Origin of the sequence: Nocardia mexicana NBRC 108244, from assembly GCF_001613165.1 — a bacterium.
Classification (GTDB): Bacteria; Actinomycetota; Actinomycetes; order Mycobacteriales; family Mycobacteriaceae; genus Nocardia; species Nocardia mexicana.
This window is the reverse complement of the sequence record NZ_BDBV01000046.1, coordinates 120,582-140,495: the sequence shown is the minus strand read 5'-3', so window position 1 is coordinate 140,495 and position 19,914 is coordinate 120,582. Positions and strand designations below refer to the sequence as shown.

The 19,914-nt window shown below is 65.6% G+C and carries 18 protein-coding genes; 2 read left to right on the top strand and 16 right to left on the bottom strand.

Annotated features, from left to right (window positions below):
- From NM1_RS19290 to NM1_RS42365, 5 genes are read right to left on the bottom strand one after another with little or no spacing between them, the layout of a single operon-like run.
- Positions 1-708 carry a hypothetical protein gene (locus tag NM1_RS19290; protein ID WP_068021466.1) on the bottom strand — a complete coding sequence of 236 codons (708 nt, stop codon included), beginning with the start codon at positions 706-708 and terminating at the stop codon, positions 1-3.
- Positions 705-1,055 (bottom strand): YbaB/EbfC family nucleoid-associated protein, encoded by a 351-nt coding sequence (locus tag NM1_RS19285; RefSeq protein WP_068021464.1) that lies wholly within the window; start codon positions 1,053-1,055, stop codon positions 705-707. Before NM1_RS19285 ends, NM1_RS19290 begins: the two co-directional genes overlap by 4 nt.
- Positions 1,052-2,521, bottom strand: coding sequence for a PPE domain-containing protein (locus NM1_RS19280; protein ID WP_068021461.1), 1,470 nt, complete (start codon positions 2,519-2,521; stop codon positions 1,052-1,054). Before NM1_RS19280 ends, NM1_RS19285 begins: the two co-directional genes overlap by 4 nt.
- A gap of 29 nt (positions 2,522-2,550) precedes the next feature.
- The gene (locus NM1_RS19275) at positions 2,551-4,350 is read right to left on the bottom strand and encodes a coiled-coil domain-containing protein (RefSeq protein WP_068021458.1); all 1,800 of its coding nucleotides are present in this window, start codon (positions 4,348-4,350) and stop codon (positions 2,551-2,553) included.
- A gap of 11 nt (positions 4,351-4,361) precedes the next feature.
- Entirely contained in the window at positions 4,362-4,895 is a 534-nt protein-coding gene (locus tag NM1_RS42365) for a hypothetical protein (RefSeq protein ID WP_147288886.1), read from the bottom strand.
- Positions 4,896-5,626: 731 nt separating this feature from the next.
- Here NM1_RS42365 and NM1_RS19270 point away from each other — a divergent pair.
- Positions 5,627-6,688, top strand: coding sequence for a C40 family peptidase (locus NM1_RS19270; protein WP_169814290.1), 1,062 nt, complete (start codon positions 5,627-5,629; stop codon positions 6,686-6,688).
- 6 nt (positions 6,689-6,694) lie between these two features.
- Here NM1_RS19270 and NM1_RS19265 read toward each other — a convergent pair whose 3' ends face one another.
- The 10 genes from NM1_RS19265 to NM1_RS42360 all read right to left on the bottom strand — a co-directional run bounded on the left by NM1_RS19265 (position 6,695) and on the right by NM1_RS42360 (position 18,692).
- Positions 6,695-7,645, bottom strand: coding sequence for a DUF4226 domain-containing protein (locus NM1_RS19265; RefSeq protein WP_068021455.1), 951 nt, complete (start codon positions 7,643-7,645; stop codon positions 6,695-6,697).
- Positions 7,646-7,940: 295 nt separating this feature from the next.
- A complete protein-coding gene (locus NM1_RS19260; protein WP_068021453.1) occupies positions 7,941-8,831 on the bottom strand; it encodes an NlpC/P60 family protein in 891 nt (296 codons plus the stop codon).
- A 48-nt stretch (positions 8,832-8,879) separates the two neighbouring features.
- Positions 8,880-11,396 (bottom strand): hypothetical protein, encoded by a 2,517-nt coding sequence (locus NM1_RS19255; protein WP_169814289.1) that lies wholly within the window; start codon positions 11,394-11,396, stop codon positions 8,880-8,882.
- Positions 11,397-11,455: 59 nt separating this feature from the next.
- Positions 11,456-13,972, bottom strand: coding sequence for an ATP-binding protein (locus NM1_RS19250; protein ID WP_068021450.1), 2,517 nt, complete (start codon positions 13,970-13,972; stop codon positions 11,456-11,458).
- Positions 13,972-14,508, bottom strand: a complete 537-nt coding sequence (locus NM1_RS43340) for a hypothetical protein (RefSeq protein WP_068021448.1) — start codon at positions 14,506-14,508, stop codon at positions 13,972-13,974. Before NM1_RS43340 ends, NM1_RS19250 begins: the two co-directional genes overlap by 1 nt.
- The gene (locus NM1_RS19240; RefSeq protein WP_068021447.1) at positions 14,505-14,768 is read right to left on the bottom strand and encodes a hypothetical protein; all 264 of its coding nucleotides are present in this window, start codon (positions 14,766-14,768) and stop codon (positions 14,505-14,507) included. The genes NM1_RS43340 and NM1_RS19240 overlap by 4 nt, the downstream gene beginning before the upstream one ends.
- A gap of 18 nt (positions 14,769-14,786) precedes the next feature.
- A complete protein-coding gene (locus NM1_RS19235; protein ID WP_068021445.1) occupies positions 14,787-15,746 on the bottom strand; it encodes a conjugal transfer protein in 960 nt (319 codons plus the stop codon).
- A 123-nt stretch (positions 15,747-15,869) separates the two neighbouring features.
- Positions 15,870-16,988 carry a GAF domain-containing protein gene (locus tag NM1_RS19230; RefSeq protein WP_068021444.1) on the bottom strand — a complete coding sequence of 373 codons (1,119 nt, stop codon included), beginning with the start codon at positions 16,986-16,988 and terminating at the stop codon, positions 15,870-15,872.
- A gap of 259 nt (positions 16,989-17,247) precedes the next feature.
- Positions 17,248-18,144, bottom strand: a complete 897-nt coding sequence (locus tag NM1_RS19225) for an ROK family protein (RefSeq protein WP_068021442.1) — start codon at positions 18,142-18,144, stop codon at positions 17,248-17,250.
- A gap of 50 nt (positions 18,145-18,194) precedes the next feature.
- Positions 18,195-18,692, bottom strand: coding sequence for a hypothetical protein (locus tag NM1_RS42360; protein WP_147288888.1), 498 nt, complete (start codon positions 18,690-18,692; stop codon positions 18,195-18,197).
- A 262-nt stretch (positions 18,693-18,954) separates the two neighbouring features.
- On the opposite strand from NM1_RS42360, the gene NM1_RS19215 reads away from it, so the two are divergent.
- Positions 18,955-19,674: a MerR family transcriptional regulator gene (locus tag NM1_RS19215; protein ID WP_068021438.1), complete on the top strand. Its 720-nt coding sequence runs from the start codon at positions 18,955-18,957 to the stop codon at positions 19,672-19,674.
- A gap of 5 nt (positions 19,675-19,679) precedes the next feature.
- On the opposite strand, the gene NM1_RS19210 is transcribed toward NM1_RS19215, so the two are convergent.
- Complete coding sequence (locus NM1_RS19210; RefSeq protein ID WP_068021436.1) at positions 19,680-19,898, bottom strand: hypothetical protein; 219 nt, start codon at positions 19,896-19,898, stop codon at positions 19,680-19,682.
- Between the last annotated feature and the right edge of the window lie 16 nt (positions 19,899-19,914).

Sequence of the window (19,914 nt, the reverse complement as noted above, 5' to 3'; positions counted from 1 at the left end):
CTAATACGTTGCGACAGCACCCGAAGGGGGCTGTGACGAAATATCCTGCTCATCGGGTGCGGCGAGCCGCTCGGCGAGCGCGTGCCACGCCGCGTCGTCGATCGTCATGACCTGACGCAGCTGCCAGAACCGGGCACCGAGATACAACTCGCCGGTGCCGTCGGCAGCGATGTCGAGATGGTCCGGCCCATCGGTGTCGGCGTTGAGAGTGACGGTGGTGACCGGCGGAGTTTGATCGTCGACATTGATGATGGCCCCGGTGCCGCCGGGAATGAAGCTCTGCCGCAGGCGATCCCCGGCATCGATCGCCATCTCCGCGCTGTTGGTGGTCAGCGTCGTCTCCGGATTCAGCAACAGCTGCGTCACCCAGGAGCGTGCCGCGAGCTCCGGGCGGTCGGCGTTGATCGAGATGGTGAGCGTGTTGGCCAGGTCGACCACCAATACGGCCTCGGCCGGGGTGACGCCCACGATCACCAGCCGCCCCGGCGTCCCGGTGGGAAAGGGCAGATCGTCGGCGGCGAGAGTCGTTACGTCCGAGCCACTTCCGGCACCGGCGGCGGGGTGCGCGCTGACGGTCCCCGTCGCCACGTCGATGGTGTACGCGACGATCGGATCGGAGCCGCGTCCGGCCACCCCGGCCAGCCGGATCAGGCCCTCGGTGTGCAGCCACCGGACGGTGTCGGCGACCGTGACTCCGTCCTCGCTCACGACGCCTGCTCCGATACGGCCGCGGCCGGTTCGACGGCTTCCGTGTCCCCCCACGGATCAGAATCCATGAGCTGCTCGTACTGCCGAGCGGCGTCGGTGGTGCTGTCCCGGATGGCGGACATGATCTCGGAGACCAGTTCGTCGCATTCGAACCGATCGGTCGTACCCGGGGTGAAGTAGAGGTCGGTGAGCCGCCCCATGGCGTCGATCTCGGGAATCACCGCCCCGCTCGGCGACGGTCGGCGCGCCCTTATCGCATCGATCTTCTCGCGCAGATCGGCGATCCGATGCCGCAGATCACGGGCAGCGTCCAGGGCCGCTTGGACGTCGGGGTGCATATCACTCATGCGGAACCTCCGGATTGGTTCGGAGCCTGATTGGTCGGGGACGGCGTCGGCGGGGTCACCGACGGTGCGATGGTGGGTTTTTCGCCGATCACCTGTTCGGTGTGCGGGGTGTCGTCGACGTACATCAGCCGGTCCGGGTGCCAGGCGACCACACGGTTGCGGTCGTTGCCTCCGGCGTTCCCACCGCCCATGCCCGGCGACATCGGCATATACGGCATCATCGGCGATCCCGCTCCCATACCGCGGGCGGCGGACGCCGCCGAGGACGACGACAGCGGTTCGATCACCGGTGTGCGCGGCGCGCCGGCGGGGGCGCTGCTACCGCTGGACGCGACCATCGACATCGGCCCCACCGATACCGATTCGCTGCCCGAACCCATGGCCGAGGTGATATCGCCGATCGGGCTTGCCCCGCCCGCGGATCCGCCGCCGCCACCGCCACCGCCGTAGTCACCGAGTCCGTAGTCGTCGTAGCCGTATTCCTCGAGCCCCTCGGTGGAATCGGCCAGGCCCTCCTGGCCCATGCCGGACATCCCCGCGGACGCCAGCGAGCTCACCATCGACGGCAGCATGGAGGCGATGGCCTGCATGATCTGGTCGGATTCGCCACCGCCACCCGAGCCCTGACCCTGCCCGTTCTTCCCGTTGACCGTGCCTTCGTACCCGGCGACCGTCTCGGCCGACCGCGCATTCTGTTCCTGGGTCTTGGCCAGCGCTTCCTGGATCCCGACCTCGTCCTTGGACCGCATCGCCTTCACCAGGCGCTTGCGGGCGGCGATGATCTCCTCGGGCGTGGGGTGCTTGGCCTTCGCGGTGCCGAACGCGTCGGCGTAGTCATCGATGCCTCCGGCCAGCTTGCCGAGGGCCGTGCCGAGCTGATCCAGCATGTCGCGATGGCGGTTCAGATGCTTTGCGGCATCGGCGCCGACGGGCACCCAATTCTGCATGGCCTGTGCCGCCGCATCGACGCTCGAGAGCGCGGCTTGAAACGGACTGCCGAGGTACTGGCGGATGTCCTGGGCGAACTTGGCCGCGGGGCCGGGCCCCGGACCGGCCCGCAACTGCTGCGCGAACTGCAGCGGATCGACGGAGGCTCCCGCCGCAGGCATCCGGAACGACGGCGGCTGCTGGAAGACGGGCTCGCCGACCTCCGGTACAGGATTGTCGAGCACATCGCTACCGCCACCGATGATCCTGCGCGCGCCCTCGTCATCGGCACCGGTGTACTCGGAGGCCGCGCCGCCGACCTTGTGCGCGGTCCGGCGCACCTCGTTCAACAGTCCGGACATGCCGTTGAACAGGTCGGCTGCCTGCTTGTTGAGTTTCGGTACATGATCGGCGGAGATCGGGTCGGACCCCGCGGGCAGCACCCAGCCCGACGGCCTCGCGTTACCGGTGGCGTTCGCCAGCTCCGCGAGCGTCGACGCCACCTTGGCGAGATCGGTCGGTTCGACCTGCAGCGCCACACCTGCCTCCTCTCACCCGCATACCCTGCTCAACTCGGAGCCGTGAACGCTGCCTGCATCGTCTGACCGGACTGGTCCCCGGTGGCGGAGTCGCCCTGTGCTCCGCTCGCCCCGCCCGGAGGGGCGGCGTCGATACCACGGGGATGTTTGAATCCGACGAATGCGCCGAACTCCCCCGCCTCGTCCGACATGGTGGCCATATCCTCGGAGCGAAGCTTCTGCGGCTTACCGGCGATGATCACCTCAGGCGGTTCGCCACCCCCGGCAGCGGCATCCATCGCGCCGTCACCCGTACCGGGTTCGGTGCCTTTGTCGAACTTGACCACCAGTGCCGTGCGGTTCTCCCACTGTGCGATATCGCCCGACATCAACTGCGACGGATCGATGGGGGCACCGGCGTGCTTCGTGTCCGTGAACTTCGCAGGTGTATTGGCATAAGCCGCCTGTGCATTCGTTCCGCTGGTGTCGGCAACCGCCACCTCGAAGCCCTGTTTGACCACGGGGGAAACTCGCACGGTACGCGAATCCGGGGGCGGGAATGTGAACGGGACCAGGCCGTCGGGTCCGGGCGTCTCCGGAGGCGGAGGACCGGCGGGTGCGTTCGCGCCCTGGGGCGGTCCGGCGTTCTGCTGCGCGGCCGGAGCGGTCTGCGCCGGAGCGGGGTTCGTGGAGGCCGCCTGCGCGGCGGGCTGCTGCTGCTGGGACCGGCGCATCTCCATCTCCTGGCGGCGACGCTCGAGGTCCCGATCGGCCTGCTCGCGCCGCATTTGTTCCTGCTGCGAGTACGGATTCATGCCCATACCCATGCCGTTCATGCCATTCATGCCGAAGGGGCTCATGCCGGGCATGCCGAAGGGGCTCATGCCGCCCATACCACCCATGCCGCTGTCCATCGGGCTCGGCGTGACAGGTGTCTGAGGTGTGGGAGTGTCCTGGTTCGCCTTGTCCGTAATCTGATTGATCGCATCGTCCAGGGACTTGGTGGGATCCTTCGAGCCGCCGGTGGGATCAAGGCTGTTGTCGCCGCCGTTCTGCCCACCCAGGCCACCGGGTTTGCTGCCGTCCTCCAACCCGGTATTGATGGGCTGGAACCCGGAGTCGTCGGCGTTGCCGGTACCGAGCCCGTTACCGTTCCCGGTATTCTGCAACGGGGGCGGGTTCCACGAGCCGTTGCCGTTATTGCCGTTATTGTTGTTGCCGTTTCCACCCGGCCTGTTCTTCAGCTGCTCCTCCAGCTTCTTCCTTTCCTTGAGCGACGTTGCCAGATCCTTCTTCAGCTTCTCTACTTCATCCTTGAGCTTCTTCACTTCCCCACTGGCGCCGACATGCCCGTCCCGCACGGAATTCAGTTTGCTTTCGCCCGACTCGAATGCCTTGATAGAATAGGCCAGGATGTGGTCATTCTCGCTGACACCCTTACTCGGATAGGATTGGGCATTCTTGTTGACCAGGTCGATCATCTGGTTGATTTCTCGCTGCGCATTATGCGAGAGATCAGTAGATTTCTTGGCGACCGGAGCCAGATCCTTGTCTATCGCCTGAAGATCGAGGATCACCTGATTCAGCTGCATGGCCACGGCCGAGTAGTTCTCGAAAACCGCAGCAGTCTCCTTCTTCCCCTCGATCAGAGCCTCGACAGATCCGTCGATTTTCGGAGCCTCCTTCGCCGTGGGAGGCTCCACCTCGGAGTTCTTACCGCAACTCTTGAAGAACTTGTCCAGAAAGTCCAGGGTCTCCTGCGCGAATTTCCCGACACCCGTGTAATAGTCGAATTCATGAGGATAGTTCGGGGCGCTCATGTCGGGGATCAGCATGTCGTGCATGTTCATCCATCCGCCCCTTAAGCCGGTGCGGTTTCAGCGCCACCACCACCGGAACCCGCAGACGTCGGTTCCAGGATTTTCGTAGGAATCTTGTCCGGGCGCTGCGGGCCCGAGCCATCCGACGACCAGGCAGCGTTAGCGAATCCACCCCCGGCGGCACGCCCGATCGCTCGTCCCGCCGAGTTGCCCAGCCCTTTTCCTCCACCGCGCGTCATGACATTTCCGAGATTATATCTACCCGAGTTCAGGTAGCTTTTCGACGCTACTTTGTTGGCGAAGCTTTGCCCCGCACCAGTGCCCAGAAGTTTCTTCGAAATTTCACCCAACCCGATCTTCGGTGCCTTCCCGAGAATCGTTCCGATTATCTTTCCACCTGGGATCGCCGCCGTCGCCCCGGTCAGCAGCCCGGTCTTGAGGCCCTCCTCGAGGCTACCGGTCTCCGCCCACTCGGTGATGCCCGCGGCCGCCCCCGCCAAGGGCGCACCCACCCCGGGGATCGCGGAAAGACCCATGACAAGGCCGTCTTTCCAGTCCATGCCCAAAAAACCCATGGGTCAATCCACCTGCCTCGTGTTGGGCGAAGTCTCACGGAGTAGCTGTCCGACTGCGCGCGCAACTGTCTCGTCGGTTCATTGTCGAGGATTCCCAGCAATGGGAACGGCAGCGACCTGGGGGCAGTCAGGATAATCGTCGGAAGAAGTAGGTGAGTTGCCGTGGGCGCCAGGGTGATTCCCGGCACGGCGGCCGATCCAGGAGGGAGGTACCGGATGCAGCTCCGCTACCTGCTCCTCGAGAGTTCGGAACGGGGCGCCACCGCACTGCACACGGTGTCGGTCCGGCGCGGTGAGCGATGACGGGCCCGGCCGTATGGCACACGGGACTGGACCCGGAGCCGATCCCTGAAGCCGACGGCGGCACCCCGGAGTCGGTGACTCCCTGGTCGGGCAAGACCGAGCCGAAGCGGAATCCCGGAGGTCGCGTCCCGGGGTTGCCGGGACCGAATGCGCCCGGAGCGGGATCGCAAGGGCCAGATGCGCAGAAACAGCCCGAGAATCCGAACCAGGTCTCTCCTCCGCCGACCATCGGTCCGAAGCAGGCTCCGCAGTCCGGACTGAACACACCCGCTCCGGCTCCTCCCGCGCCGGTTCCACAGGCGGCTCCCGCTCAGAACCAGGGACCTCCGGCACCGCAACCGGCCACGCCGCAAGCCGGTGTGCAGCGGGCCGACCCGGCACCGCCGCCTGCCGAACCCCCACCGCCGCTGGTGGATCCGGACTTGCTGATGAGTCTCGCGCCAGCCGCATTGTCGGCGGGCGCGATGGCGGCGGGAATGCTGCCCATGATCGCCTCCGCTCTCGCCGGGCTCGGCGGCGGTGGCGCCGGGAACGGCGGTGGTACCGGAACCGGTGCAGGCGCGAGCGGCGACTCCGGCGAGGGCGGTGACGGTGAGACTTCGGGCCTGACGCCGCAGGCCCAGAAGGCGATCAAGGTCCTCGAAAAACTGAAGAAGGTGTACGGCGACAAGGACACCGACGACCCCGAGGTCAAGAAACTCCGCGACGAGCTCGGCGTCGACCGGACCGGGAAAGGCGCCACCGCCACCCAGGTCAAGGCGCACCGGATGTATCAGCGCACCGCCGCCAAGGCCTTCAACACCCTCGACAACGACCTCGTCCGCTATATGCAGCGCTTGGCCGGTAACCACAAACTGGACAAGAAGGCCGTCGTCAAACTTCTCCGCGACACCAACGCCGAACTCGCTGATCTCGGCTCCGCGGCCTACACCAAGAAAGGTCAGCTGAAGGTCCACCAGATCCTGACCTCCGCCCTGGCCAAGGCCCACAAGATCGTCTCCGGTACGCACGCCGACTCCAAAGCCGCCGCCCGGGAAATCAATCGTCTGACCAAGCAGTACATCTACAATCTCGCCGGACAGAAGTACACGAGTTCAGCGGCGGCAGCGGGGGCGACGGACAACAGTTCCCCGGCGGTGCAGCGTGCGGTCTCCGTTGCGCTGGCACAACAGGGCGATCCGTACGTGTGGGGCGCGGTCGGGCCGCACTCCTTCGATTGCTCCGGCCTGACGTCGTACGCCGCCCGGTCGGCCGGCGTCAGCATTCCTCGCACGTCGCAGGAACAGTATCGCCGGCTTCCGCAGGTCCATCCGCAGAACATCAAGCCCGGTGACCTGATCTTCCCGGCCTCGGCGTTCAAGAACGGCGGCGGTCCCGGCCACGTCATGATGTATGTGGGGAACGGTCAGTGCGTCGAGGCGCCACGCCCCGGAGCCAGTGTTCGAGTGGTCAACCTGCCCAGCGACTATCGGGCCACCCGGTGGTCGTAACCGGCCTCAGTACCCGACGTACGAACCACCCTCCTGCATCTTGACGATGCCCGGCACATTGCTGACCGAGCCGTATCGACTGATCGCGTAGCGCACACCGGCAATGATGTTGTCCACCGGATTCCAGACATCTCGATGTCCCGGCAACGAGTACGCGTTGAATGTGGGATCGATGGTCTGCATCAGGCCCTTGGACGGAGTTCCCTTGGCGGCGTTGCTGTCCCAGTTGTTGATCGCATTCGGATTGCCGGCCGACTCATGCTGGATGATGGCGGCGATATCGGCCGGACTGATCTGACTGGTGTCGTAGCCGTGCTGGCGGAGCACCCGCAGTGCCTCGTTGATCCACTGCCCCTGTTCGCCGGTCGGGCGCGCGCTCGGCGGGCCACCGCCGCGTCGGCCGGGGTGAGACACCCGCGGCCGCGACGGCTGGGCCGGTCGCGATTCCCGCGTATACCGACTGGCCAGCTTCGATACCTGCTCCGCGGAAACGGCGGCGGCGCCCTGCCCCTGGCCGAGCACGGAGCCCGCTCGCTGGAGCGCATCGCCGAGTGTCACCGCGACCTGGCGCTGGCCCGCGGCGGTGTCGGCGACGGGTCCCAACGCGGTCAAGGCCGCATCGGCCTCGGCAATAATGGCGGCGAGGGCCGCCCGGCCCTGCACCGTATTGTCCACGGCGCCACCGAGAATCCGCCCGAGCTCGGTGTTGAGGTTTCCGAGCGCGTCCGACTGTTTCGTGTTGTTCCGGTTGGCAGTCGAGTACAGCGGGCCCGCTTGCCCGTCCCACACAACAGCTCCCGTCGGCGCCCCGGACACGACCGGAGGCGCGGGGGGATGACCGGCATCGGGTGTCGGGGCCCGGTTTCCGTACTGGGCGGCCATGGATGCCAACGCCCCCATCGCCGCGGCCGCCATCGGGGTCGTGGCCGCCGCCGACATGTCGGCCCGCGGGGCCATAGTGGATGTGGTTGTGGCCGACGATGATTCGGTCGACGTCGCCGGTACGCTCCGGCTTGCCGCCGCCGGATTCGACGTGGCCGCAGGAGCGCCGGGCGTCGGTGGCACCGTCCGCGCGGGACCGCCCCGTGCCGCCGGGGCGGATTTGCGGCGCGGTTCGGGAGCCGCGACACCCGAGCGAGCGCTCCGGGCGTCGCCGACGCTCGGGTCCGGAGCCTCCCGCTCGGGCGCCATCAGACCGGCTCGTGTGCTCGGTCGCCATGGGACATCGGCCCCTGCCGTACCTCCGAACCGGTCACGTCTCCCCCTTCAACACCCGCTTCACCCGCACGTCACGCCCGGACGGGAGCAACTGCTCGACAACCTGTCCCGTGCTCGGGTCGCTGGTGACCACGTGAATGGCATCCACGGCGACCCCGACCCGGGTCGGAGCGTGCGAGCGGTAGTCCCAGAACACCAGGTCACCCGGCGACATCGCGAAGGGATCGACTCGCTGACCGCAGACCGCCTGTCCCGCAATGGTGCTCGGAAGTATCACCACCGTCGGACCGGTCTCCGCCGACCCTGCGCACGACGCCGCGGGAGCGGACATATCGTGCGTGCCGGTAGTCGGCGTCAACTCACATCGCCACGTAACGCCCGCCGCCGATGCCTGGGCAATCACGTACTGCGCCAGCGCCGCATCATCGACGACACCTCCGGTCGCACCATTCCCGGCGGCCGACCGCCCGTTCAGCTGTGCGAGGGCCAGATCACGGGCGCAGTCGACAGCGGGACCGCTATTGGCCGTCTGCAAGGCTGGAAGCTGGTACGGCGCCGAGCGCATTGCGGTGACACACGATCTCTGCCACGCCGACGCCTTGTCATCATCGGGTGCAAAGGTCAGCTCCGCGTACGGGTTCGTTGTCGGTGTAGCGGACCGCGACGTGGTCTCGCGGGCCGATCCGGTACGAGGTTCGCGCGATGTACTGGGAGTAGATGTCTCGGTCGCCGACGGATCGGGGCCGACCGCGCTGTCGCACTGGTACCGAAAGTCGGCGGCGGCAGACGACGTGCTCTCGCCCGCTGCGAGCACGATCACCACGCCGATACCCGTCAGCACCCCCGCCACCGCCAACAGTGCCAGCACCCATAGCCACACCGTGAAAGGGATCATCGAGAGGAATACGAGTCGGCCGAGCTTCACGGTTCCTCCTGTCCTGCGGTGAATATGGGCGGGCTGGGCCTGGTACCGCTAGCCCTGGAGATCACCCATGCTCGATCTCATCCTCTTGGCGACCGGCGCCAAGTCCGACCTCCACCGCCTGTCCCAGTCGGGGTCGGGTGCCGAACCCGAATGCGGTGTTACGGAGAGAGACGGAATCTTGGTCTCTCCAGCCATTCTGCCGTGGGTTTCCAGAGCCGAGTCGGCCACATTCCGCAGGGATCGCATCGCATCCTGATTGGTGACATCCCTCAGGAACCCCCTGGTATTCTGCTCCACTCGCTTGGCGTCTTCGTTGGTAATCCAGCGCAACATGCGCTTCGATTCCTTCGAGTCGATGCCCCTCGCATGGAATTCCGCGGCGTAAGAATGCCCGGCCACGTTGGGATCCGGGTGACCGGTGTTGGGATCCAGCAGACCACTATGACCGTCGGTGGAGACCTTCTTCAACGCAGATATGAACTCCTTCTTTTCACTGAGCTTCATATCGGGGTCATCCATGTACTTATTGACAAGATCCAACTCTTTCTGAGGCAGGTTGATACCACCTCGCTGAGTTTCGCGGAAGAGCGTCGACGCCATTCTCATGGTCCCATAATCTGCGGCGAGCATGTCGGCAGTGACACCGTCCTTGCCGTTTATGAACGCGATCGTACGGTTCTGCGCATGCCTTATAGAAGCAGCCAGGAAGGAAAGGTCCTTATCTGCGAAAGGCTCTCGCTCCGCCAAGCGTTGGACATTCCTCCACGACCGCATGGCATAGTGCGACATCTTCTCATTCTTCGCGCCCGCACCATACATCGCAGCGAAAGACTCGCTGACGAATCCACCGGCCTCGACCGTACCGTGCACCGCAGCTGCGTTACCGACGATGGTATCCAACCCGCCATGCAGACGCGCCATATCCCGGGCGCCCTTGGACAGGGTCTCCCATTTCATATTCGAGATGGCATTCCAGCCCCGTTTACCGCCGTATCCCTTATGTTTCCACTTACCGCGGTTCGCCCTCGCCTCATCGCGTTTCGCCTTCGCCATCGGATGACCGAAACCGGGGATTCCGCCCACCGCCCACTCCAGTGGCGCAAAGCTGGAGATCGTATTCGCCCCCGCCATTGCCGCCATCATCTTGAAATGGTTCGTTCCTGCGCTGGCGTCTCCCATGCCCAACGCACGTCCGCCGCCACCACCACCACCACCACCGCCACCAGCGGTGGCGCCACTGACCGCCAGCGACGCCTGATTCGACGCCCAATCTTGACCCTTGCCGAAACTGTCGCGCATGTGACGGAATTCAATAACTCCGATCAGCATGAGAAATGCCCACAGTGTGAGGACCGGTAGCGCCGCCCCGTCCTTGGCCTGGCTCATCACAGAATTTGAAATGAGCGCAGCCATACCGGCCGCGCCGCAATAGAACATGAACTTCAACACAGCGAAAACGGTATGCATCAAGCTCCGGATGGTGAGCGTCTGCGATGGGCCGGGGACATACGCACCCGCAGCGAATCCGAAGATGATCAAGAATCCATTGAAGAAAATTGCAAGCACCGTACGTACAAGATTTACAGCCATGAAACCGAATCCGATAACGAGAATCAGCTGTATGAGAATCAACAGAAATCCGATTCCGATCTGGCTCGCCCTGGGATTGTTTGCCGAGGCGAGTGCGGCAGTGTCACCGCAAGACTTCAGACCGTTTTTGATCTGTTCTTCACTCCCGCTTCGCACACCGGCCGACCAGGCCGCCTTACAGGCCGGGTACCGGTCGACCACATGACCGAAGTTCATTACCTGCAGAGGCTTTCGGATGAAATTGTCGGCCATGTGACCCTGCATGGTCGGGATGAGCGTGGCAGGATTCGGGTTATTGTCCCCGTTCATCCCGGCCGCAACGGACAGACCTACATCCCGCCCCTGTGCCAGCCAACCGTCACTGCTGAGCTCATGCGCCAATGGGTTCGTCAGGAAGAACGCGGAAAATATTCCGAACAAGAACAGCGCGGATATCTGCCGGACCGCCTTCGCGATCAGTCCGCGTGCGAAATTCAGCGCGGGCATCAAGACACCGATGGAGAGCGCCAATAGGGCGAAGGTCAGCGTTCCGATCTGATTCGCGAAGGCCTGCGCAGCGCCCAGAAGCGGCTCCCGAACGGGGTCCAGCCAGGACAGGTCTATTGCTTTGAATAAGCCCCACAACCACAACGCTGCGAAAAGGACGATGATAGCAGCCAGCGAGACGATGAACCCGTACAAGATCGTGTTTCCGGGGTCCAGGATTCCGCCATGGTCCAAGGCGACGGTGTACTGCGATACCTCTACCCCATCCGAATCCCGGGCATCCAGGAGACCGGAAGCGCCGGCGGTGACGGGCTCGCCTCCGGACGCCGCGAACGACACCGCCCCCACGGCGGCCGGGAGCACGATGACCAGGAACACGACGACCAGCGACCACACGGTCCGGCGCCGCCGCCGCGTCGCACCGATCCACCGCCCGCACCGCTGCCGCACGGCCCGCGGATGCCACCGCTCGGGATCGAAATACTCCAACTCCCATGCCCGGTCGCGGATCCACCGATCCCGTCTGCTGCCCTTCGGATCGTCCGACCTCACGACACCACCTGCCGTTCCGGCAGCGCCGCGCGAACCACCCCCGGCGTGCTGCTGATCGCCTCCGCGCGGTCCGGGCGGGCGGGACCTAGGACTTTTCCCCGGCCGATGCGGTTGAGGGCGTCCCGCATGAACATCTCGCCGCGACGCTCCTCGGGCACCGAGCGCCCGGGACCGGTCGGCGGGGAGGTCTCTTCGCGCAGGATCTGCAGCAGGAACGGCGCTTCGTCGAGGTCGACGCCGAGCCAGTTCAGGCTGTTGCGGGCGAGGGTTTCGTCGCGCTGGCGGAACACGAATCGATTCGGGATCAAATTGTGCGCGGCGCCTTGAAAGTCCGTGGCGGGATCATGGGATGCCAGCCCGATGGCGGCCAGATGCTTGCGGCCGTCGCGGCTGAAATCGGAGGTCACGGCGGAACCGACCTGTGTCTGGGTGAAGTGGTGCGCCTCGTCTCCGACCAGCAGCCCGAACCTGCCGTTGTCGGTGAGGAATGCTTCCCTGGCCGCCACGCCGACCAATTCGTACAGCGCGGTCCCCAACCGCTTGGTCAGCGGCAACCGGTTGTACAGGTGCGGAGTCGTGAGTTCTTCGGCGGTAGGCAGAGCCACATTGTGGCTGCGAACGACTGTCGCCGCGGCGTCGAGCCGCAGCGGCGGCAATTTCGCGTCGAACAGCACCGGCACCCGATCGATGATCGTCCCGATCCGCGCCGCGAGATCGGCATATTCGTCGCCGTCCCGCTCGTCACGCAACCTGCAAACCGCCTGATACAGATCGAGCATGCTGCGAATCCCGTACTCCGCGATCCCCCTGGGGGTCAGCAGATTTCCGGCCACCGCGCCCGCGCCGCTCGTCGGCGACAGGTCCAGCAGCGGCAACAGCGAATCCAATGTCCGTTCACCGGCCACCCTCGGCGGGAACAGTCGGAGCGGATCAAGGGAGACGGACGGGTTTCCCAGATCGATGACTACGGCATCGTCGATAGAGGCGGCGAAATGTTCCCACTCTCCTACCTGACTGCGGTCGATGGCGAGGAATTGCCCGCCCATATCGTGCACCAGAACAGCCATGAGTTTGAGAAAGTAGGACTTTCCCGATCCGAGCTCACCGGTCACCGCGAACGACGCAGAAAAGTCGTGGAACGCCGCCTCCATGATGCCGAAATGAATCGGCTCGAAGTTCCCGGACAGCAGATTGACTCCGATCACCGGTCCGCTGTCGTCACCGATCTGGCTGGTGGTGTACGGCACGAAACCCGACCACATGTCGGACGGGACGATATGGGCGAAATCGTCGTAGGCGCGCCGGGGCTGGCTGCCGGGAATCATCATCGACCACAGATCGACCTGGGCGCCGAGCGGCGCCGTCATCTCGACCTGGAACCGTTTGTATCGGCGTTTGAGTGTGTTGACAGCGTCCATTGTTTCTTCGTGCGAAGCGCTGCCCACAGCAATTACCGTCGTGAAGGATACTTCGGATTCTCCACCATTGGCCTCGAAATGCTGGTGGTACTCTGCGAGCATCTGCGCCTTGGAGATCAGGGTGTTATGCGCGAACGATACCTCCTGATCTCGCTGGTCCATCTGTTCGCCCAGCCGCCGCAGATTCAGCTCGTTGTTCTTGAGCACCGTCTCCGCGGGCTTGGTGGACACCCGGATCGCCCAGTCGATGGTGACGTCGCCGAGCCCTTCCAGCACGCTCAGAAACTCACTGCCGCCGGGAAAGGTCATTCCCGAGTACGGGAACGAGTGCGGCGTGAGCACCGCCTGATAGGACGGCCGGAACTCGTAGTCCGGCTGCACCACCTTGATCACCGGAACGAAGGAGGGACGAAGCCGGAATCTGCTGTCGGCCTGCGCTCCCTCGTCGAGTGCCGCGGAGCGGAACACCGCCGCGGTCACGTCGTCGAGTACACCGGCACGAGTGGGGGCGACCGGGTCGCCGGCGGCTCCGCGCGACAGGTAGTGCTCCCACAGCCACTGGAACATCGATGCCGGAACCGGAACCGGATTGAAGTCGCCGCCGATACGGGACAGGATTTCGTTCGCCTTCTCGTCGTAGACGTCCAGTTCGGAACGGGAAATGGAAGACGGATCGAATGTCGCGGAGCCGCCGCGCCACACCCGGGACAGACCGGAGATCCCCGGGCTCGCAGAACCGACCGGGATCGACAACAGGAATATCCGGGTCTGCGGCAGGATCGCCTGCACCCGCTCGTAGGAGGCGACCACCTCCAGCGCATAGTCCTCGCACTCGTCGAGGTCCACACCCTCGACCATCTTGCTCAGCACGTCGAGCGTGTTGAGACGTGCCTGGATTCCCAGCAGCAGCGACCCGTTCGGAAGGTTGTTCACCAATGCGTGGTGGGCCGACTTCACGTCGAACTTGTCGCTCGCCTTACGCAATCCATAACCCAGCGGATTGATGAAATACGTCGCGGTGACGAGTCCCGAATGCGTGAATTGCAGATTCCCCCGGACGGCGGCGGTGGGTTGCAGATCCCGTTCGAAGGCCATCAGCGGCGTCCTCCCGACAGCGCGCCGTCTTCTTCTCCGTCGACCCGGACCGACGCGCCGGCCCATCGGTCGAGGACTGTCAGCGGTTGTGCACTCGCCATCGCGGCGACCGGAGAACGGTCCTGCGCCGAGCCGTCCGCACGGTCGGGCAGCACAATGACCACGCTCTCTTCGACAAACAGGGTGTGCCGAGCCGATTCCTCGGTCACCGGCATCCCCGACGCCGACACCGGTTTCCGGAACAACAGCAACCGCCCCACCCACAGCATCCGGGACGTCAACCGCACGCCCGTATACGGCACCAGGCCGATTCCGAACACCGCCGCAATGGTGATTGCCGAACCCGCGATAAATGTGACGGCCGGATTCGCCGGCAACGTCATGGCCAGTACCGACGTGATGAGTATCAGCACCATGCCGCCGGCCACCTGCGGCAACGTGTACGGCCCGAACGGCAGCTTCTGTCCGTTCTGGGACTTACCGATCATGGTGGGCACGCGTTTGACCGGCGTGAACACCTTGATCACTTGGCTCACTGATAACTCCCGACGGGGTGGTCGGGAACGATGGAATTCGAATCGACGCGGGCGTAGTTCACCAGCGTCGGCAGCAGCCAGAAGATGACGGCGGCCAGAATCCCGGTCGCGGCGACCACCAGGATCCGGCCGGGTGACAGCCGCGACCGCGCGGCCTCGGAGATGAAGATCCCGAGAATCACGATGGTGAGGATGATCAAGCCACCCCAGCGAACGAATTGCAGCACCTCGGAGAGGATGATGCCCAATTGACTACCCATGAGACTGCCCTTTCCGGATCAGTTCTGTGTCGCCGGTGGAACCGACACCGCGGTCGAGGGCGACGTGCTGGTGGCACTGGAGGCGGAACCCGGTTTGCTCCCGCCGCCCGCGACCACGGTCAGCGGATTCTTCAGCGCCGGAACGGGATCCATTGCCCGCACCTGCCACTGTCCGGCGGTGCGAATCATCGACAGCGGATAGGCCAGCGTCGGCGCGGGGCCGGTACCGGCCTTCGGATTGACCATCGCCAGCACCTCTTCGCTCGAATTGCTGGTGCCGCAATCGGTTCCTTCGGCACTGACCGATACGGTCTCGACCGAGGCGAACGGCGCGGGGCGGAGTGCGGCGATACCCGAGTTCTGCGCGACGTATCGGGTGACGTCCCCGGTTCCGGTGAGGAATGCCGAGAGGAATCCACTCGCTACCTGCGCAACCGGGGTCTCGGCCCCGCAGGTCGCCTTGTACTTCAGCACCAGATCGTCACCGCGCCCCGGCGGGGCGACGGCCGCCGGTAACGCCAGCGCCCGCAACCGACCATCGGTGGCCACCGACACGGCCACCCGGTAGTACTCGCGGGCACCTCCTGCGCCACCGGCGGCGCCGGTGGCCTTCGGCCGCACCGACACGGTCACCGCCCACACTTCGAGCTGACTCGTGCCGCCGTCTCGCGCCGAGTACACGACGATCGGGTCGGAGACCTGCCGCGCGACGGTCGGCAGGCTGAGTTGTTGCCCGGTGTCGACGAATTCGTTGATCCGCTCCTGCTGCCCCGCCGTGGCTCCCAGGTACGTCACCACGAACTCCTCGGCGAACGACTCCGCCAACTGCGCGTGACCGACGATCGAGACCGTCGTCTTGTCGGAGGGTTTGGGCGGTGGTGGGGTGAACCAGCCGATGATCGTGCGCCCGCCACCCAGCACGGCCAAAACGGCCAATACCGCGATGATCGCGTTGTCGCGGCGGCGGCGAGCGGCCATCCGGCGAAGTAACTCATCGCCCGAATCTGCCGTTCTGCCAACTGCTAGCCGCACTCTCGAAATGGTAGAGAGCGCGGGGGCTTCCATTTCCCCTGCTGTTCCCGTCTCTGGGAAGGGTGAAAATCAGTATGCGGGCGTGCGTTTCATGCGGTCGGCCAGCCAGTGACGCAACTGATCGTCGTATCCGATCGGCCCGCGCAGCCGTGGCTCGACGACCTGCCGATGTTCCAGCATGGGGACGTCGTCGGCGACCCGAACCAGCTGCGCGATGGCCAGCTGCCGGCTGGAATATCCCGGATACGGGTACAGCAGCAGGGATGTCGGCGTATAGCCGCCGCCGTAGTTCAGCGCACGGACCGTGACCCCCGCGGTGTCGCCGGAGCGCAGGCGGTCGCCGAGCTCCACCAACCGATTCCGGTCGTCGGGATGAAAGACGTCGGTCGGCCGGAAGAGATAGTCCCAGCGGATCCATGGCGCCGGGTCGGTGAGCCAGTGCGAAATGCTGGTGTGCTCGAGCTGCACCACCGCGAGATGAGTCCCGGCCCGGCGGTGCGCTTCTCGCAGCCCCACCCGCTCGAGGGTCGACCACGACGCGGGCAGCTCCTCGGTGGACACGTCCTCGATCAGCCACCATGCGCCGCGCGTGCGCACGTCGTCGCGGCCGCGAATGGTGACGCGCCACTGGCCCGGTCGCCCCGAGCCGTGCGGGATCGCGACGTCGAACTGCATCTTGCTGCCCGGTGCGGGCGCGTAGAGGAGATCGAGGACCTCGGCGTGCCGATCGAACGCCGACATCCGATGGAACAGCTCGGCGATCGACATGCGCGGCACGTACTCCTCGGCCGCGATCCCCGACAACTGGGTGATGCCGCTGGGCTGCTGCAGGGTCTGTGTGGACAGGTCCCAGATCGCACCGACCGCGGCACGCGGCTCCGGGACCTGTGCCGAGGCGGGTCCCAGCCACAGGCGGACCGCGTGGACGTCGCCCGCGGGACCGAACACCGGCTGAATTTTCAGCAGATGCGCCCCCGAGCGCGTCGGTATCCGCAGGTCGACCTCTTCGGCCCGGTCACGGACCGCCCGCATCGCCTCGGCGATCCGCGCCGTCGACAGGCTGTCGTACACCGCCGGGATCTTGCCCAGCAGCCGTTGCAGCACACGCTGCCACCCCGCGAAGTCGCGCGGCGCCTCCCCCACCGACGCCACGGACATCGAGTCCGGCGCCAACGTTTCGATCGTCACCCATGGGATCACTGCGTCACTTCGCATCGCGCTTGCCTGTACCAGCCGTTCCTCCGGATCATGGCTCGTTCGAGCCATCACCTGACATCAGGCAATGTACCGTTGTACAACGGTTCATTCAAGCGGGATCTCTGGATACGGTGCCGATACAGCCCGGTAAGACCCGCCTGAGCAGCGGGATCATCCGACGTTAACGTGGGCGTTGCCGATTTGTCCCGAATTCAGCGAACTGGGCGGTCGACTCTGATCGCGGCCGCCGCTACTCGGCCTGTGCCGCGGTCAGCGCGAGCACGCCCGCCCCGGCCAGCACGCCCACGTCACCCAATTCGGAGGGAACCACGCGCAACCCGGTCAGGAACCCCACCCGGGCATGCGTCGCGACCGACTTGTTGAGCGGTTTCCACAGTGGCGCACCCGCTTTGGCCAGCGTGCCACCGACGACCACCCGGTCGATATCCAGCAGCGGCGCCACCGAGGCGATCGCGCGGCCCAGCGCCGTACCGGCCCGGCCCAGCGCCGCGGTCGCGATCTCGTCACCGGTCCCGGCGGACTCGACCAGCTCCTCGACACCGCGACCAGGCCAGCCCTGACCCTGCGCCCAGCGCACCAGCGCGGCGCCTCCGGCCACCGCCTCGAGACAGCCGCGGCCGCCGCATTCGCACTGCTCGTCGAACCCGGGCACCAGCATGTGCCCGATGTGACCGGCATTCCCGGTGCGGCCCACCACGACGAAGCCGCCGACCATGACGCCGGCACTGATCCGGTGCGAGATCGTGACCGCCAGCGCGTCCATCACCTCGCTGGTCGCCCCGAAGTTGCGCTCGGCCAGGCCCAGGCACACGCCGTCGAGCGCGAGCTGGATCGTGGCCACGGGAAAGAGCTTCTGGACCGCCTCGATGATCCCGAAGCCCATGCGCCACTCCGGGATTTCGGGCGGAGCCACCACCCCGGCGGCCATATCGATCGGGCCCACCGACGCGATACCGACGGCGGTGACCTCGTCCTCACCGGACACTTCCAGCAGCAGATCCCGGCAGACCTCCCAGGCGGCCCGGTCCGGTATCGGATGCCTGCGGATGTCGTCTTCGCCGACGTCATCGGCCACTCGGCTCGCCGCGAACCCCGCCGGGCCGATCTCCAAAGCCAGCAACGTCATGAGTTACCCACCGCTACAACTAGATTCCGAATTGTCGTGCACAGTATCGGTCACTGGCCGCCGGTTGCCGCCGGCCGGAGCCGATGGCCGAGCACGATACGCCGCCGCGGGGTGGGCGCGGTGGATTCGGCGCACACCGGCCTCGTACCGGTGCGGATGATGCGCAGGGGCCGCTTGTGATCGGCGGGCGTGGCGCGGTGCCGATCGAGGTTCTCCACGATTCTGCCCGCACTGTCGTAGGCGACGCCCGCCCAGATCATCGCCCGCGGGCCGTCGCCGCGTTCGATCAGCGTTTCCGCGAGCTGGCGGCAGTTCGTGAACAGGGGACAGCTGTTGCAGGTTCGCACCGCGGTCCGCCACGAGTCCGGAGTTCCGACATCGAGATCCCAGTCGTCGGGCCCATCCGCGCACGGCGGCCGGTGCGCACCCTTGGTGGCGACGGCCGGAGGCGAAACCGGTTTGGGAGCAACGGGTTTGGGAGCAACAGTCGAGATGTGCGTCGGTGCGTGCGAGCCGATGAGTAACCGACGTGTCTGTGGAATGGTCATAGCCGTCTCCGGGGATGCCGGGCACGCGCCGAAAGAGCGCGGGCCACTGGTCGGGCGGGCATCGGGGCTGCTCAACAGTCCCCGGAAACCAGCAGCGAACTGCTGTACTCCGCACGTTAACCGACGATTCGACCAGCAGCAAGCACTTACGCCGCTACGCAACGGCACGTTGACCAAGTGGTGATCTAGACGTATCGTTGCTTAACGGCTCGTTTAGGCACGATACGTTTTCTACGGGGTTAGTTGTGGTTTGCTAAGAGGTATGGCTGTGCAGTCGGAGTTCACGATCGACGAACTTGCGCGGGCCGCCGACACTACGGTGCGTAGCGTCCGCGTGTACCACGAGCGTGGGTTGCTGCCGTCCCCCGATGTTCGCGGGCGGGTCGGTTACTACGGTTCGGATCATCTCAATCGGCTGCAAACCATCAGCCGCCTGCTGAGTCGCGGCATGAAGCTGAACGGAATCCGCGAACTCCTCGACGCCTGGGACCGCGGCGACGGCTTGGCCGATGTGCTCGGCGTCAGCGAACCGGTCCCCTCGGAAACGCCGACGACACCCTTTCCGGCGGTGAACGAGCCCGGCCCCGAGCAGCGCGCCCCGGAACTCCCCGAGTACATCCGGCAGGTGCTCGACACCAGCAACGATCCGCTGGACGCGTACCAGCTGACCAATCCGCGCTGCAGCGATCTGGCCACCCGCCTCGTCGAGGCCGGGTTGTCCACGACCGCATCGTTCCAACTGGTCGAACAGCTGCGCGGCGCCTGCGATCAGATCGCGGACTGGTACGCCTCGGAACTGTTCTACTGCCTCGCCCGGCAGGGCTACGAGGAGTCGGAGCGCACCCCGAAGGACCGTATGAAACTCGAGTCGGATCTGGCCATCGCCCGGTTGATCACTACCCGCGCCGCCTCCGAACTCCTCGACCAGGCCTTCGCCCGGTACGCGGAACTACCCCCGCAGGAGACGGCGGATACGCACTGAAGCCGCTAGGCCGTATCGGCCCGCCGGATCGCGAGTTCGGCCGTCTGGATGGCCTGGTGCCGGAGGCGGCACAGCGTGCTGCGTTCGACACCGGTGAAGCTGCCGGTCTCGACCTCCTGGGCGAGAGCTTCCACGCGCCGCCGCAGCCGCGTCGCGGTCTCCAGGTTCAGCGGCCGTTGCGCCGTGGCTACGGCGGATTCCAAACGCCAGCGTAGATGTCCCATACCTTCTCCCCAGGCT